Consider the following 15866-nt stretch of genomic DNA (forward strand, 5'->3'; position numbering starts at 1 on the left):
CGGCCCCGGACGGACAGGAGGCCCGGACCACGTCCGCCGATCGGCTGACGTGGTCCGGGCCTCCTGTCCGTCCCCTCGCTCCCTACGGTCGCGGGCTGCGTCGGATGCCGGGCGCCTGCTCGACGGTGAATCGTCGCCGCGAGGCGAGCAGCACACCGGCCAGGACGAGCGCGAGCGCGCCCAGGCCGAGACCGACGAGGCCGGTGGTGCCGGTGAAGGCGAGCTCGGCGTCGTGCACCACCGCGGCGATGCCCGTCGGGTAGGTGACCGTGATGGTCGCCTGGACCGACTGCCCCTCGGTGTCCGTCACCGTGTACCCGATGAACAGCGTGCCGGTGTGGCCCTCGGCGGGGGTGAAGACGACCGAGCCGTCGCGGACGGTCCAGGTGCCCTCGCCGTCGACCGTGACCCGGTCGACCGGCCGGCCCGTCCGCGGGTCGAGCAGGTGGAGCGTCGCCGTGTCGAAGGCGGCGCCGCCGGTGCCGTGGTCGTTGTCGAGCGGCTGCACCCTGACCGGCTTGCCGGCGCTGCCGGTCACCTCGTCGTCCGCGGCGACGGCCGCGGCGACGACCGTGATGGTCGCGGTGGCGGTCGTGGTCTGCCCCGAGGCGTCCGTCACCGTGTAGGTGAACGTGTCCTTGCCGGTGAAGCCGTCGGCGGGGGTGTAGACGTACGCGCCGTTCGGCTGCACGCGGACCGCGCCGTGGGCCGGCCGGCGGTCGAGGGCGGCGGTCAGGCCGGTGCCCTGGTCGTTCGCGAGCAGCCCGTGGGCGGCGTCACGGGCGACCGGGGCGCCCGCGATGGTGCGAGCGGCGTCGTCGACAGCGGCGATGCCGACCGTGATGGTCACGGTCGCCGTCGTCTGCTGGCCGGCGGCGTCCTGCGCCCGGTAGGTCACGGTGTCCGTGCCGGAGAAGCCCTTCGCCGGGGTGTAGGTGAAGGTGCCGTCGGCGGCGATGGTGACCGTGCCGTGCTGGGCGCGACCGGCGGCGACGACCGTCAGGTCGGTGCCGCGGTCGTTGCCGAGCACACCGGGGCTCTTCACCGTGACCGGCTCGCCGGCCGTGGTCGACGCGCGGTCGTCCGTGGCGGTGGGCGTGACGTCGATGATCACGAGCGCGTAGGCGGTGTTGCCCTCGGCGTCGGTCGCACCGTAGGTGAACTGGTCACGGCCGGACCAGTTCGCCGTCGGGGTGTAGACGTACGAGCCGTCATCGGCGAGCGTGACCCTGCCGTGGGCCGGCTTCGTCTCGATCGACGCCGTCAGCCCGCTGCCCGCGTCACCGGAGAGCACACCCTTCGACGCGGGCACGCGCAGCGTGCCGTTCGTCGCGGTCGTGTTCCAGTGGTCGACCGCGGCGATGCCGACGACGACGGTGACGGTCGAGGTGGCGGTCTGCCCGGAGGCGTCGGTCACCGTGTACGCGAACGTGTCCGTGCCGGAGAAGCCGCGGTCCGGGGTGTAGACGAGCGATCCCGGCGTGCTGCCCGTGCTGACCGTGCCGTGCGCGGCGCTGCCGTGCCCCGTCACGGTGAGGCCCGTGCCGTCGTCGTTCTTGGTGAGCGTGGACCCGGCGATGGGCAGTGCGGTGCCGGGGCCGGTCTCCATGCGGTCGGTTGCGGCGGTCGGTGCGACCGTCACGGTGACGACCGCGGTCGCGGTGCCGCCGGTCGGGTCGGTGACCGTGTACGAGAACCGGTCGGTGCCGGAGAAGCCGGCGGCCGGGGTGTACGTGACGGTCCCGGCACCGGTGACGGTGGCGGTGCCGTGCTCCGGCTGCGTGACCGACTGCACGGTCAGGGCGGTGCCGGAGTCGTTGCGGGTCACCGCGACGTCGACCGGGGTCGAGGCGCGGGTCTCCGCGGCGTCCGCCACGGCCTTCGGTGCGACGACGATCGTGACGGTGCCGGTCGTGGTGTTGCCCGACCCGTCGGTGATCGTGGTGTCGAAGGTGTCCGGACCCGAGTACCCGGGCTCCGGCGTGTACGTGTAGCCGCCGTCCTCGTCCACGGTGACGGCACCGTGCTCGGGGTCGGTGTTGCCGGTGACGGTCAGGTCCGTCCCCTTCGCTCCGGCGAGCACGCCCTGGTCGGCGGGCACCGTGGTGGTGCCGTCCGCGGCCACGGTGGTCGAACCACCGGCGACCACGGGCGTGATCGTCACGGCGACGGTCCCGGTGGCGGTGTTGCCCTCGGCGTCGGTCACCGTGTACGTGAAGGTGTCCTTGCCGGAGTACCCCGGGGCCGGCGTGTAGGTGACGGTGCCGTCCTCGTTCCGCTTCGCGGTGCCGTGCTCGCCGTTCCGCACGTCCGTGACGCGCAGGCCGGTGCCGAGGTCGGCGGCGGTGAGGTCACGCGAGGTCACGGTGACGCTGCTGCCCGCCGCGACGGTGACGGCGTCCGCCTTCGTCGCGGGCGAGACCGTGATCGTCACGGCGCCGGTGGTCGTGCGGCCGTCGCGGTCCGTCGCCGTGTAGGTGAAGGTGTCCGTACCGGAGTACCCGTCCTTCGGCGTGTACGTGTACGAGCCGTCGGTGGCCAGGTCGAGCGTGCCGTTCGCCGGTGCGCGGTCGACCGTGGCCTGGAGCCCGGTGCCGTCGTCGTTCGCGAGCACGCCACGGTCGGCACCGACGGTGAGCGTCGAGCCGGCGGTCGCCTCCGCGGTGTCCGCCGCTGCCTGCGGACCGACGACGACCGTGACGGTGCCGGTGGCCGTCGTGCCCGAGGCGTCCGTCACGGTGTAGGTGAAGGTGTCGGTGCCCGAGAAGCCCGGCGCGGGGCGGTAGACCACGGCGTCGGTCGCGGGGTCGTACGCGACGCCGCCGTGCTGGGCGCCGGACGCGTCCGTCACGTGCAGGCCGGTGCCGCGGTCGTTGGCCGTGAGCGTGGCCGGGTCGATGGCCAGCCGGGTGCCGGCCGTCGTGCTCACGGTGTCGGCCCAGGTGCGCGGCGTCACGGTCACGGTGACCGTGGCGGGGGTGCTGGTGACGCCGTCGCCGTCGGTGACCGTGTACTCGAAGGTGTCGACGCCCGAGGTGCCGGCGGCGGGGGTGTACGAGACGGTGCCGTCCTGCTCGACGACGGCGGTGCCGTTCGCCGGGCCACGCACGATCGTCGTGGTCAGGTCGGTGCCGCGGTCGTTGCGCTGCACGGCGACGGACACCGGGGTGCCGGTGGTCGTCGACACGGCGTCGTCGGCCGCGGTCGGGGCGACCGTGATCCGCACGGTCGCGGTCGTCGGTGCACCGGAGGCGTCGACCGCGGTGTAGCGGAACGTGTCCGTGCCGGAGAACCCGTCGGCCGGGGTGTAGGTGAAGGTGCCGCTCGCCTTGTCGACGGACACGGTGCCGTGCGCCGGCGCGGTGTTCGAGTCGACGGTCAGGCCGGTGCCGAGGTCGTTGCCGAGGACGCCGGTCGCCCGGGTGTCGGCGGTGTACGTGCTGCCAGCTGCCACGCGGACGGTGTCGTCCTTCGCGAGCGGTGCGACCTGGACGGTCACGGTGACGGTGTCGGTGTTGCCCGAGGGGTCGACCACGGTGTAGTCGAACGAGTCCGGACCGGAGTACCCGTCGGCCGGGGTGTAGACGTACGAGCCGTCCTTCGCGACGGTCACGGAACCGTGCGCGGGCTGGGTCGCACCCTGCACGGTCAGGCCGCTGCCCAGGTCGTTGCCGAGCAGGCCGGGTGCTGCCCCCTTCGTCGGCGAACCGGCGGTGGCGGTGACGTCGTCGGCTCCCGCGGTCGGCAGGACCGTCACGGTGACGGTGGCGGTGCTCGACGCACCGGAGCCGTCCTTCGCCGTGTAGGTGAAGGAGTCCTTGCCGGACCAGCCGTCGGCCGGGGTGTACGAGTACGAGCCGTCGGCGCGGACCGTGACGGTCCCGTGCGCGGGGTCGGTGTTGCCGGTGATCGTCAGCTGCGAGCCGCGGTCGTTCGCGAGCAGGCCCTTCGCCGCGTCGGCCGTCGCCGTCTGGCCGGCGTGCACGCTGAAGGCGTCGTCGGTCGTCGTGGGGGTGACGGTGACGGTCACGGTGCTCGTCGACGTGCGGCCCCCGCCGTCGGTCGCCGTGTAGGTGAACTGGTCAGTGCCGGAGAAGCCCTTCGCCGGCACGTAGCGGAAGGAACCGTCCGTGGCGGACATCGTGACGGTGCCGTGCTGCGGGTCGGTGTGGCCGGTGACCGTCAGGCCGGTGCCCTGGTCGTTGCGGAGCACGCCGGCGGCGGGGACGTCGAGGGCCGTCTCGACCGGGGTGGAGTACACGTCGGCCGCGGTCTGCGCGTGCGTGAGCTTCAGCCGGTTCGCGAAGGTCACGACGACGTCGGTGCCGTCGGAGGACGTCGCTGCCGGGAACGTGAGCGCCGCGGTGCTGCCGGTGCCCTGCGCGACGACGGCGTTCGTCGTCGTGTTCACGGCCTTCCACGTCGTGTCGTAGTTCGCCGGGTCCGTGGTGCCCGCGGCGGTCTGCGTGACCGTGTACTGCTTGGTCGGGGTCGACAGGACCGCGCCGGCCTTCTGCGACTGCACGCCGTTGGCGGAGCCGGTCGTCGTGCCGCGCGTGCCGGCGTTCGGGGTGATGCCGCCGCCGGTGATGGCGAGGCCGAACTGGTCGCCGCTGTTCCAGCGGTCGTCGATGCTCGCCTGGCCGGTCAGGGTGTCGGCGTAGTTGCAGGTGGCGAGGTCGCTCGCGCGGTAGTCGCCGTTGATCGGGAAGCGGCGGATCTCGGCACCCGAGGTCGGGTCGAGCTGGTAGATGGTCGTGGTCCACACGTTGTTCGTCTGGACGGCGTTCGAGACGTACAGGTAGCCGTCGGACGAGAACGCGATGCCCGGGCTGGTCGTGCCGGCGGGCAGGGTCGCGATCGCCGTGGTGCCGATCGGCGCCGTCCCCGGGGTGGTCGGCATCGTCTCGGCGTTCACGCGGTACACGGTGTCCGCAGCGACCACGAACAGCAGCCCGCGGGTGCTGAACGCGAAGTCGCCGTTGCCGTCCTTCAGCCCGCTGAGCTGGCCGACCTGGCCGATGTACTTCTTCGTCGCCGGGTCGTACGCGCCGAGCCAGGCGTTGTTGTCCGGTGCCGAGCCGTAGTTGCCGCCGAGGTAGTACAGGCCCGTCGACGGGTCGACGGCGCCGCGGATGATCGACCGGACCGCGTCGGTGGCGATCGAGGCCGAGACCTGGCCGGTCTTCGGGTCGTACTCGCGCAGGGTGGCCGTGCCGCCGTTCGCAGCGGCGAACATCTTCACGCCCTCGCGCGAGATGCCCAGACCGTTGTTGGCCTCGGCGCCGAGCGTGGCGACCTCGGCCGTCTGCCCCTTCGAGTCGCTGTTGCTGATGTCCACCGCGATGACCCGCCCGGCCGCGTTGGTGGCGTAGAGCGTGTTCTGGTTGCAGAGCAGCGCACCGTCGAGCGTCGCGTCGACCGCCGAGGCGGGCTCGGACGCGACCACCGCGGTCGTCGCGGTCAGACCGGCGCCCGCGAGCAGGGTGGCACCGAGCATGGCGACGAGGCGGAGCGCGGGACGGCGGCGAGGCACAGCGGTGCCCTGGTGAACAGGCAGCATGAGTCACTTTCGGGTCGAGACGATGCGGGAGCCGTCGACCGTGGATCAGAGAACGGTCGTTGGCGCCGAGCCGATACTGACAGGTTTTCGTCTCGTGATGGGGACAGTGCAGGTCCCCAATAGGGGGGACCACTCGTTCGAGGGGGCACCCGCTCCCCCGTCGTTCCGCGGCGACCGCCGTCCGGTGTCACCCGTTCCGGGCGCACGAAGAAGCCCCACCGGATCCCGGTGGGGCTGTGTCCGTGACCGCCGAGCGGCGGGTGGTGCGGTGCGGCTCAGGCGGCGCGACGCACGTCCGGCAGGACGACCTGCAGCCGCTCGAGCAGACGGGCCTTGGCCTCGTCGAGCGTGCGGAAGTCCCCGACGTACTGCCCGAACGTGTCCGCGACGAAGAAGTGCGTCCCCTGGCGGTCGACCGTTCCGCCGTAGTAGCCGCCGTAGTTCGCGACCCAGAGGCCGCTGTCCGGCCGCGCCCAGGTCATCGGCACGCGGGGTTCCTCCGTGGCCACGACCTGCGCCTCGATCTCGGTGATGACCTCGATCGTCTCGGTGTCGAGGGTCACTTCGGCCTGCTGCCGGTTCGCGAGGGTCGTGCTCATGGTGTTGCTCCTTCGTGGTGCTGCGGTGCTGGTGACGCTGCGGTGCTGGGTGCTGCTGCGGTGCGTGGTGCTGCGGGTGGAGCGGGAGCTGTCGGTCTCGATCGTCACGCGATCGGTCGGATGACCGACGGGAGCATGACGTGCAGCTGGTCGTCGAGCTTCGCCTGGGCCTCTTCGAGCGACGCGAAGTCGCCGACGACCAGACCGAAGGTGTCCGAGGCGACGTAGCGGCCGTCGCGCTTGTCGACTCTGCCGCCGAAGTAGCCGCCGTAGTTGGCGACCCACTCGCCCTGGTCCTCCTGCACCCACGTGACCTTCGCACGGGTGGGACGGCTCGACAGGGCGGCGTCGGCCTCGAGGATCGCGATGGTGTCGACGGTGTCGGTGTCGAGGGTGACCTCGGCCTGCGTCTTGGTGGTGACGGTGGTGTCCATGTCGCTCTCCTTCACGATCCGGGGTACATCTGCTGACACGAGAACGCTACGAGAAGCGGGGGTCGGACCGCCAGCGAGGCCCGTCGATTCACGGGTTCCGTCAATGCGGCGCAGTGCACAGGCCCGGATTTCCGGGGAGGTGCGTCGCACTTCCGGGGTACAGGGGACAGATCGGGGTACTCGTTTTGCGGACCGTCGGGGTGCGGACCGCAGACGGTCGCGCAGCCGGACAGGAGGCACGGCTCGCTACGGTCGTCGACGTGCACCCCGACGAGTCCCGCCGCCACCGCCGTGCCGGGGCGACCGGGACCAGCCGGCGGGTGGCGACGTGGCTGGCCGCCGCCTACGGCGTCGGGGTCGTGGCCGTCGGCGCCTGGGGTTCGCCGGTGGACGCGGCCGCCGGGCCGACCCTCGACCGGCTCGTCGCCGCCGCCCACCGTGCTGGCGTGCCGGACCGCTTCGGGTACGGCACGATCGAGTCCCTGGCGAACGTGGCGTTCTTCGTGCCGCTCGGCCTGCTCGTGGTGCTGCTCGCCGGCCCGCGGTGGTGGTGGGCCGGCGCCGCTGCCGGACTCGTCGTCAGCGCCGGGATCGAGACGACCCAGGCGCTGTTCCTGCCCGAGCGGACCCCGTCGCTCGACGACGTCGTCGCGAACGGTCTCGGGGCGCTCCTCGGGGCGGTCGCCGGCGTGCTGGCGCTCCGCCTGACGGCACGGCGACGACGGCGCCGTCCCCCGGCGCGCGGCGACGCCTGACCCGAGTCTCCGAGGACCGGCGGCGGCCACCACTACCGTGCAGGGCATGCGCACACAGACGGATCCCCTCGAGCAGCACGTCGCCGTCTTCGGAGCGAGCGGCAGCGGGAAGACGGTGCTGCTGTCGTCGTTCTTCGGCGGCGCGCAGGAACCCGCCTTCCGCCGGACGAAGGGCTACGGCGTCCGCGCCGAGGACAAGGCGCAGGGCCGGAAGCTGCACCGCGACTACCTCGGCATGCGCGACGGGGCCACCCCACCGACCGCGAACCGCTTCGCCTCGACCGAGTACGCGTTCGTGCTCGAGCCGACCGCCGAGGTGCCCGCCGGGTCGAGGAAGACCCGGAAGGCGACCACGAAGCCGCTGAAGACCCTGCGCGTCGTCTGGCACGACTACCCCGGCGAGTGGTTCGAGCAGGACCCGGACTCGGCGCAGGAGGCCGAGCGCCGCGTGGAGACCTTCCGCTCGCTCCTCAGCGCCGACGTCGCGATCCTGCTCGTGGACGGGCAGCGGCTCGCCGAGCACCCCGGAGAAGAGGAGCGGTACCTCAAGGCGCTGCTGACCGACTTCCGCACCGGGCTGTCGGAGCTGCGCGACGACGTGCTCGACCGGGGCCGACGGCTCGCCCGCTTCCCGCGCATCTGGGCACTCGGGCTGTCGAAGGCCGACCTGTTGCCGGAGCTCGACGTCGAGCGCTTCCGTGACCTCGTGCTCGGCGCGGCCGGCGGCGAGCTCGCCGAGCTGCACGCCGTCCTGCGCAGCTACGTCGAGGACCCCGACGCCCTCGACGTCGGCGAGGACTTCCTGCTGCTGTCCGCGGCGCGCTTCGAGCCCGGCGCGATCGACGTCAGCGTGCGCACCGGCGTCGACCTGCTCATGCCGATCACGGCGATGCTGCCGTTCGAACGCTTCGCACGGTGGGCGACGAACAAGCAGCGGGCCTCCGCGGTCGCCGAGAACCTCCTGCGCTTCGTCGGGCCGGTCGTCGGGCTCGTCAGCAGCAAGCGCCTGAAGTTGCCGACCCCCGTCGGAGCACTCGTCGGGTTCGTCGTCGGCGAGCTCGGCACCCGCGGCGTGAAGTTCCTCAACAAGTTCGTCGCGGACAAGCGGAAGGAGTCCGCCGCCGAGGCCGACTTCCTCGGCCGCCTGCTCGAGCACTTCGCCGAGGACCTGGACCACGGCGTCGAGCAGGGCGTCCTGCGCCGGGGCGAGGCGTGACACGCATCTGGGCCACCCGCGGACGGACGTGGGGCTTCCGGTTCCTCAGCGGTCTCGGCGACGACGACCCGCTGCCCGTCTACGAGCAGGCGTTCGACGGCGCCGGCGACGCCCCCACGGTCCTGCACCGCACGGGGCGACTCGTCGCCGTGCGGTTCACCGACCCCGAGGGCCGGTGCGACCGGGCCGGCCGCCCGATCCCCCACGAGTTCGTGCTGTTCCCACCGGAGGGCGACCGCGTCCGGTCGACCGACGACGCCCTGGCGCTGCTCTGGCCGTCGGTACGGGACCGGTACGCCGCGGTGTGGGACCAGGACACGCCACCCGGGCGCACCTGACCACGGGAGCGGGGACGACGAAGGCCCCGGAGCGGATGCTCCGGGGCCTTCGTGCCGTGCGGCGGGGCTCAGGCCTGCGCGCGCTGACGACGGACCGAAGTGCGGACCAGCAGGAGGCCGCCACCGAGGACGACCGCACCGCCGGCGACCCAGATCGCGAGCATCGAGATGGTGGAACCGGTGAACGCGAGCTCACCGTCGCCGGCACCGGCCGCGGGGACCGCAGCAGCACCGTCAGCCGGGACGACCGTGAGGGCCGAGGTGCCGACGTTGCCCGACGTGGCGCCGGTCGCGGTGAGCGAGTAGGTGCCCGAGGCACCCTGCGGCAGCGTGACCTTGACGTTCGCGGCGCCGGTGGAGGACGCCGTGTAGGTGCCGGTCACGGTGGTGACGGGCAGGGCGCCGAGCGTGACCGCACCCGCACCGGTGACGGAGACCGTGACGGTCTCGTTGGCGGCGAAGGACCCGGCGGCGAAGCCGACGGACGCGGTGCCACCGGCGACCGGGGTCCCTGCGACGCTGACGTTGGAGGCCGGTACGTACCCGGCTGCGTTGGCGGCGGTCGGCACGGCGACGAAAGCAGCAGCTGCGATCACGACGGCAGCGATGATCTTCTTCATGTGAAGTCCCCTGAGTGCTGTTGTCTTCGCGCGGATGGTTGGTTGTGCGACCGGCTCGGTGAGTTGCAGGTGCAGTGTGCGAAGTCCACTCAATCTAGCGGAGATTCACAGGTCGCGACCAGGGGCTGCGTGACGGTCTGGTGAACACCCGGCGTGGACACCGCGTCGACCGGCGTCCGCCCCAGGTCCGCGCCACCGAGGAACTGCACCCGGATGGTCGTGCTTTTCCCTGGTGAGAGCAGGGTCTGGAACTGCGCGACCGGGTGCTCCCCGTCCACCGCGGTCTGCGGCGTGCCCGGCTTGCCGCCCTGCGTCGACCCCACGTACACCCCTGAAGAGGGGGCGTAGACAACCACGTTCGTCCGGATTGCGCCAGGAGCCACGCCGAAGGCGCCCGCACCGGTGACGTAGGCCGGCAGGCTCGTGGCCGCATCCGCCGGCGCCGTGTTCCGCAGCCGGACCTCGACGGTCCACGTCGGTCGGCCGTCCTTCCGGCAGACCCGGCTGCCGACCGCGACCGTCTTCTCGAGGTGGTAGTCCATCTTCGCGCCGGTCGCGTCGTTGAGGTACACACCGAAGCGCTGCGCACGGTCGTCGCTCGTCGGCAGCCCACCCGCGATGGCCGTCCCCGCGAGTTCCCGCTGCTCGGCGCGGTCCGCGCTCCACAGCTTCACCCGGCCCTCCTGCACCCCGCTCGTCAGCGCCGCGATGAACGCCGTCGGGTCGAAGCCGCCCGCGGACACCTTCGTGAACACCGCGCTGGCAGCCGAGGCGAAGAACGCGTCCTGCACCGCGGGGTCCGGGTACTTCGCGTAGGCGTCGCTCAGCAGCAGCTGCACGGCGTTGTCCGACGACAGCTCGTCGCCGGTCGCGAGCCGGACCGGCCCGGTCGCCTGCAGGACGTAGCCGAGCGTCACCGGGTCGATCGAGAGCACCCCGTCGACGCGCTGCCCGAACTGCCGCTTCCACATCTCCCGCGCCAGCTGCGCCGAGGTGTCGAACCGGGGCGTCAGTGTGACGTCCTGGATGAACTCGCCCGTGATCGAGCCGTAGAGCCCCTGGGTCTCGGTGTCGAGCGGCAGCACCGGCCGGTCCGCCTCCGGGAAGTCCGCCGTCGACGCCTGCCTGCCGAGCGAGATCGCCCCGTCCTCGACGTCGAGCAACGCCACCGCTCCGGGGATCCCGCCGCCGGCCCGCAGCTCGGCGTTGTTCTGGAACAGCACCAGGTACTGGCGCTTCCCGCCGTCGCCGAGCATCGGCGGCACGAGCGAGACCACCTTGTCCGCGACGGCCGCCTGGTCCGACACGGACGCCAAGGAGGCCCGCAGCTGGTTCACGGCGTCCGTCACCGCCGACACGGTGTCACCCGTGTCGATCCGCTCGGCCGCACGGGACGCCCCGCGGAGCGCCGTGGCGGCCCGGTCGACCGCCGGCGCGGCCGCCACCAGCGGCTCGAGGTCGATCCTGCCGTCGACCGGCTTGAACGCGTCGACGTCCACGTCGCCAAGGACCCCCGCGACCGGACGCACCGCGTCGCTCGCCACGTCGTCGACGATCGCCGCGACCTGCCGCACCGCGCGCAGGTTGCCGCCGACCAGCGGCGCGTGCTCGAAGACGGCCCACACCGGGTCGCTCGTCTTCGCCCGGGCGTCCGCGGCGCTCGACTCGAGCCGCGCCGCCGTCCGGACCGCGGCGGCCGTGTCACCGTCCGCGAGCTGGCTGCGCAGGGTGTCGACGTGCCGGACCGACGCCTCCAGGTCCTGCTTGGCCAGTGCGCCACGCACCGCGACCCACGCGATCGCCAGGACCACGAGCAGGACGACGGCGAGGACGCCCCACAGGACGGTCCGAGGTCGGGGCCTCGGTAGTCGCGCAGCGCGTCGGGGCTCGGGCTGGTCCGACATGGGCTCAGCTTACGGCGACGGGCGCTTCCGCTCCCGACGTCGCCGTCGACCCGACGAGCTCACCGGGACACGTAGACCGGCAACGAGTCCACGGACGACGGCCGTCGCCGCACCTCGGTCACGGACGGCCAGACGTGCGGCCATCACCAGTCGGGCGAGGGTCCAGAGCCACACCCGGCGCCGGTGGTACTTGCGTCCGAACACGATCACCGAACGCGATGCCTGCTCGTACGCGACGGTCGACCGGGCGGTTCCCTCGTACCCGTCGGGTGACACCGTCCCACCACGACCGTGCTGGACGTGGACGTCCGCGGCCACCCGGAACCCGGGCCGCTCGCCGTGCCGCCGCATCCGGGAGACGAACTCGACCTCCTCGCAGTACAGGAACAGGTCCTCGTCGAGGACGCCGTGCTGCTCGAAGCACCGACTGCGAGCGAGGAACGCCGCGCCGAAGAACGTCGACTCGAAGCGTCCGGACCTCGGCGCGGTCAGCAGGCCGCGTCCGAGCAGGAGGTCGAACCCCGGCGAACGGAGCACGGTGTCGGCATCGCCCCGGTAGGTCTCGACGAGCGCTGGGGACACGATCTGCACGGCGTCGTCAGCGAGCAGGACGTCGAGCAGGGCGCGGACCGTTCCGGGGGCCGGGTCGACGTCGGGGTTCAGCACCAACACGAACTCGTGCCCGGCGTCGACGGCCGCTCGGATGCCGAGGTTGTTCCCGGCTGCGTAGCCGAGGTTCCGTTGCGCGCTGATGACCGTGACGCGGTCACCGAGGCCCTCGAACGCCACGCGGTCCACTCGCTGCTCGTCGGCGGAGTTGTCCACGATGAGGACCTCGGCCACCTCGGGGTCCTCGCTCACGGACCGTGCTGACGCCGCGGCCTCCGCTTCGGAGCGGTACGAGACGATGACCACCGCGGTGCTGCTCACAGTGCTCCGATCGCGGAACGGGCTCGGGTGTCCCAGTCGTTGTCGTCGAGGAACGCCGCGACCTCCTCCGGAGGCCGACGAGGAGTCCCGGTCGCCGCCCGGACGGCCCGGACGAACGCGTCGGTGCCGTCCGCCCGGACGATGTGGTCTCCGAAGTGTTCGAGTTCGGGGTAGTCCGAGCAGACGACCGGTCGCCCGGACACGATGTACTCGTACACCTTCACCGGGTCGACACCGAGGACGAGGGGCGTCGTCTCGAACGGCATGACGAGCACGTCGCTCGACGCCATGAGCGAGAGCACCTCGCCGTGCGGCCGGGCCCCGACGGCGCGCAGACGCGGGTGGGCCGGCACCGCGACGTCCGCCGGTCCGACCAGTTCGAAGCGGAGGTGAGGGTCGGCGTCGAGCAGTGCGAGGACGTCGTCGAAGCGGAACCACTCCGAGACGGTCCCGATGTACCGGACGGTCCCGGGCTCGACGGCGCCGGGCGATGCGAAGCGTTCCTCTGCGCTCGACCGGTCGAGGGCGTTCCGGACGACCAGGGTCCGCGCGGTGGGCTGGACGTCCCCGATGTCCGCTGCGATCGCCGCGCTCGAGCACCACACGACCTCGGCGAGCGCCAGCAGCCGTCGTTCGGCGTCGACGTCGGCCTCGGTCGCGTCGGCGAACTGCCGGTTGAGGTCCATGCAGTCGTAGACGACCCGGATCCCGGCAGCACGGAGGAGACGCGCGAGGGTGTGGTGCCGCGCATGCGTCACGACGACGACGGACGGCCGCCACAGCAGGAGCAGGAGCGCCGAAACGGCGCTCAGGGCCACGTCCGCTGCTCGGAAGCGGCTGCGGAGGCGTTGCGGCACGAGGGGCAGGTGTCGCACCGGGACCCGCAGTCGCTGCCCCTGCACGAGGTTCCGCCGGTTGACGAAGAGCGAGTCGAAGAACGCGACTTCGACGCCCGCTCGTCGCCCGATCGCCTCGCTGAGGAAGTGCGGACGCTGCTTGATCCACCGGCTGCTCACGTGCGACACGTACGCGATCCTCATGCGGGGGAGTCCTCGTACATCGCACTGATGCGCCTGGCGATGCCCGACCAGGCGTACGAGTCGACCGCGAACGCTCGGGCTCGCACACCCATGTCGCGCCGCTCCGTGTCGGTGCGTGCCGCGAGCGTCGCGACCGCGACCGCCAACTCGTCGTCCGCGCGCGGAGGGACGAGCAGGCCGGTGGCGTCCGACACGAGTTCGGGGAGACCGCCCACGTCGGTTGCCACGATCGGGAGGCCGCTGGCCATCGACTCCAGGGCCGAGAGGCTCGTCGCTTCGAGGAGCGAGGGGATCAGACAGATGTCCGAGGCACGGAGGTGCTCGGCCATCCCGAGCGCGTCGACCGAGTCGACCACCGACACGTGGGAGCGGGCTCGTGCCAACGACGTGCGGATCTCCGCTGCGTACTCGGGGAAGTCCGACTCTCCGGCTCCGACGAAGAGCATCGAGACCCCCGCGGGCCAGGCGTGGGAGCTCATGGCACGGGCCGCGTAGAGCACGCCCTTGCTCGGTGCCCAACGGCGGGGCACGATGCAGACGGTCTCGTGCTCGGCGATCCCGAGTCCTCGCCGCAGCTGCCGACGTTCCTCGGGATCGGCGGGCCGGAAGGTCTCGACGTCGACACCGTTCGGGACGTAGCGGATCGGACAGCGCACCGCTGCCTGCTCGGCGAGCTCCGGCGACGGCCCGGTCGCGGCGTCGAAGTGCGCGGTGAGCCACCGTGTGATCCACCTGCCCGCCACGGGGATGCGCCGCAGGATGAGGAACTCGCCGAGGTGGTTGGTCCAGACCTGCCGCAACCCGGTCTGCGCCAGCCGCCGCGCGATGACCGAACTGGTGATGAAGTCGTGGTGGTGGACGACGTCGAAGCGCTGTTCGAGGTCCGCGTCGGCGAGCACCCGGCCGATGCGACGACCGATGCGGACACGGGCCAGGAAGTTGGAGAGGAAGCGTCCCCCACCGGTGCTGCGTCGACTCCGCGAACGCCCTTCCGTCGCAGCCGCGTCGGGATCGATCACCCACAATTCCGGCCCCTCGACCGGGAGCAGGCTCTGACCCGGGCTGGTCCGCCCCACCGTCACCTCGTGACCGGCGGCGACCAGCTCCTTGGCGAGGTTGTGGACGTGCAGCTCGACGCCACCTCGGGTCCGGTCGACGTAGCTGTTGGTCAACATCAGGATTCGCATGGCGCCTCGTCAGATCAGGGTCAGGAGAAGGGCGGACAGGAGCGCCGCGACACAGGCCGCCGTGACGGTCACGGCGCGCCGATCGAGGCCGAGCCCCGGGCTGACCCGTCGCAGGAAAACGGTGATCGCTGCGGCGCGGGTCGCGGTGCCGAGTGCGATGGCGGCTCCCGCAGCGACCCACCCGAAGGCCAGCACCAACGCGACACAGCCGACCGCGGCTGCGACGACGCCGAGCGCCGTCGCGACCGAGACGAAGCCCGGCCGGCCGAGCCACATGAGCGCCGCCGATCGGTTGTCGGCCAGTGCCTGGAACGCACCCGCGCTGAGCGAGACGATGACCGCAGCGCGGACCGTGGTGACGTCGTAGCTCGGGGGCAACCAGACCGGCAGCAGGGCGAAGACGAACACCACGACGCCCAGGGCGACGACGAGCAAGAGGAGTTGGATCCGCACCAGGTTGCGGTCGAGGCGTCCGCGGAGGTCGCGCTCGTCGACCGCGGCCTGCGCCCGCGTCGACCAGTGCGCGTCGAGGGACGCTCCGATCGTCGTCACCCCGCCGATGAGCAGGGAAGCGTACTGGAAGCCCGCCAGTCCGACCGGGCCGGCGACGAAGCCGACGATGATCCGGGCGAGGAGCAACGTCGCCACTGCCAGCACGAGGTGCGGGACGAGACTCAACGACTGCACACCGATGCGCGTCACGCCCTCGTCGGTGCGTCCCGGGTCGCGCCGACGCACGAGCGGCAGGACCAGGACCGTTCCTGCCACCAGGGCGAGTGCGTAGGACGCGAGCGCGACGTCGAGCGACCCGGAAGCCCATGCCACGACGGTCAGCAGGAGGAGCGCGACGAATTGCGCCCAGAGCGTGAGGACGGCGTAGGACAGCGCTCGGTCGAGGCCCCTGACCACACCGATGCCGATGATCGAGCACCCCGTCGCAGCGACGACCGCGATCGTGCGGAGGACCGGTTCGTCGTGCTGGACGAGCACACCGGCCGTGCTCACGAGTGCGACGACGATCAACGTCCCGAGCAGGAACCGGACGAGTCGCCCGTCCGGTCCCCCGGCACGACCGGGATCGCGGGCCAGGCGGTTGGCGATGTGGAGGTGGGTGCCCAGGGTGACCACCGGCGCGAGGATGCTGCTCACCGCGAGCACCGCGGAGAGCTGCCCGACGGACTGCGGCGCGAGGATCCGACCGAGGAGCGGCCAGACCAGGAGCGTCGTGCCCACGACGGCGAGCGGCCCTGCCTGGAAGAGGCCGAACCGGATGCGTTCGG

The 15866-nt window shown here is 72.2% G+C and carries 12 protein-coding genes; 3 read left to right on the top strand and 9 right to left on the bottom strand.

What is annotated here, in order from left to right; translation table 11 throughout:
- Window positions 1-82 precede the first annotated feature (82 nt).
- The 3 genes from BIU94_RS07730 to BIU94_RS07740 form a co-directional block, all read right to left on the bottom strand.
- Entirely contained in the window at window positions 83-5536 is a 5454-nt protein-coding gene (locus BIU94_RS07730; RefSeq protein WP_175472164.1) for an Ig-like domain-containing protein, read from the bottom strand.
- Between the two features lie 302 nt (window positions 5537-5838).
- Window positions 5839-6162, bottom strand: coding sequence for a hypothetical protein (locus BIU94_RS07735; protein ID WP_175472165.1), 324 nt, complete (start codon window positions 6160-6162; stop codon window positions 5839-5841).
- A gap of 104 nt (window positions 6163-6266) precedes the next feature.
- A complete protein-coding gene (locus tag BIU94_RS07740; RefSeq protein ID WP_071290546.1) occupies window positions 6267-6596 on the bottom strand; it encodes a hypothetical protein in 330 nt (109 codons plus the stop codon).
- Between the two features lie 260 nt (window positions 6597-6856).
- Here BIU94_RS07740 and BIU94_RS07745 point away from each other — a divergent pair, with 260 nt between their 5' ends.
- From BIU94_RS07745 to BIU94_RS07755, 3 genes are read left to right on the top strand one after another with little or no spacing between them, the layout of a single operon-like run.
- Window positions 6857-7351 carry a VanZ family protein gene (locus tag BIU94_RS07745; protein WP_175472166.1) on the top strand — a complete coding sequence of 165 codons (495 nt, stop codon included), beginning with the start codon at window positions 6857-6859 and terminating at the stop codon, window positions 7349-7351.
- 46 nt (window positions 7352-7397) lie between these two features.
- A complete protein-coding gene (locus tag BIU94_RS07750) occupies window positions 7398-8567 on the top strand; it encodes a hypothetical protein (protein ID WP_071256833.1) in 1170 nt (389 codons plus the stop codon).
- Entirely contained in the window at window positions 8564-8905 is a 342-nt protein-coding gene (locus BIU94_RS07755) for a hypothetical protein (protein WP_071256836.1), read from the top strand. The genes BIU94_RS07750 and BIU94_RS07755 overlap by 4 nt, the downstream gene beginning before the upstream one ends.
- Before the next feature lie 68 nt (window positions 8906-8973).
- Here the strand turns inward: BIU94_RS07755 and BIU94_RS07760 are convergent, their stop codons facing one another.
- From BIU94_RS07760 to BIU94_RS07785, 6 genes are all read right to left on the bottom strand, one after another.
- A complete protein-coding gene (locus BIU94_RS07760) occupies window positions 8974-9525 on the bottom strand; it encodes a hypothetical protein (protein WP_071256839.1) in 552 nt (183 codons plus the stop codon).
- Between the two features lie 89 nt (window positions 9526-9614).
- Window positions 9615-11429, bottom strand: coding sequence for a DUF4012 domain-containing protein (locus BIU94_RS07765; RefSeq protein ID WP_071256841.1), 1815 nt, complete (start codon window positions 11427-11429; stop codon window positions 9615-9617).
- Between the two features lie 9 nt (window positions 11430-11438).
- On the bottom strand, window positions 11439-12359 hold the full coding sequence (locus BIU94_RS07770) for a glycosyltransferase (RefSeq protein WP_071256843.1): 921 nt from the start codon (window positions 12357-12359) through the stop codon (window positions 11439-11441).
- Window positions 12356-13399 (bottom strand): glycosyltransferase, encoded by a 1044-nt coding sequence (locus BIU94_RS17360; protein WP_071256845.1) that lies wholly within the window; start codon window positions 13397-13399, stop codon window positions 12356-12358. The genes BIU94_RS07770 and BIU94_RS17360 overlap by 4 nt, the downstream gene beginning before the upstream one ends.
- Entirely contained in the window at window positions 13396-14586 is a 1191-nt protein-coding gene (locus BIU94_RS07780) for a glycosyltransferase family 4 protein (protein ID WP_083404668.1), read from the bottom strand. Before BIU94_RS07780 ends, BIU94_RS17360 begins: the two co-directional genes overlap by 4 nt.
- Before the next feature lie 9 nt (window positions 14587-14595).
- Window positions 14596-15819 (bottom strand): lipopolysaccharide biosynthesis protein, encoded by a 1224-nt coding sequence (locus BIU94_RS07785; RefSeq protein WP_071256850.1) that lies wholly within the window; start codon window positions 15817-15819, stop codon window positions 14596-14598.
- Between the last annotated feature and the right edge of the window lie 47 nt (window positions 15820-15866).

The sequence above is a fragment of the Curtobacterium sp. MMLR14_006 genome, from assembly GCF_001864985.1.
Classification (GTDB): domain Bacteria; phylum Actinomycetota; class Actinomycetes; order Actinomycetales; family Microbacteriaceae; genus Curtobacterium.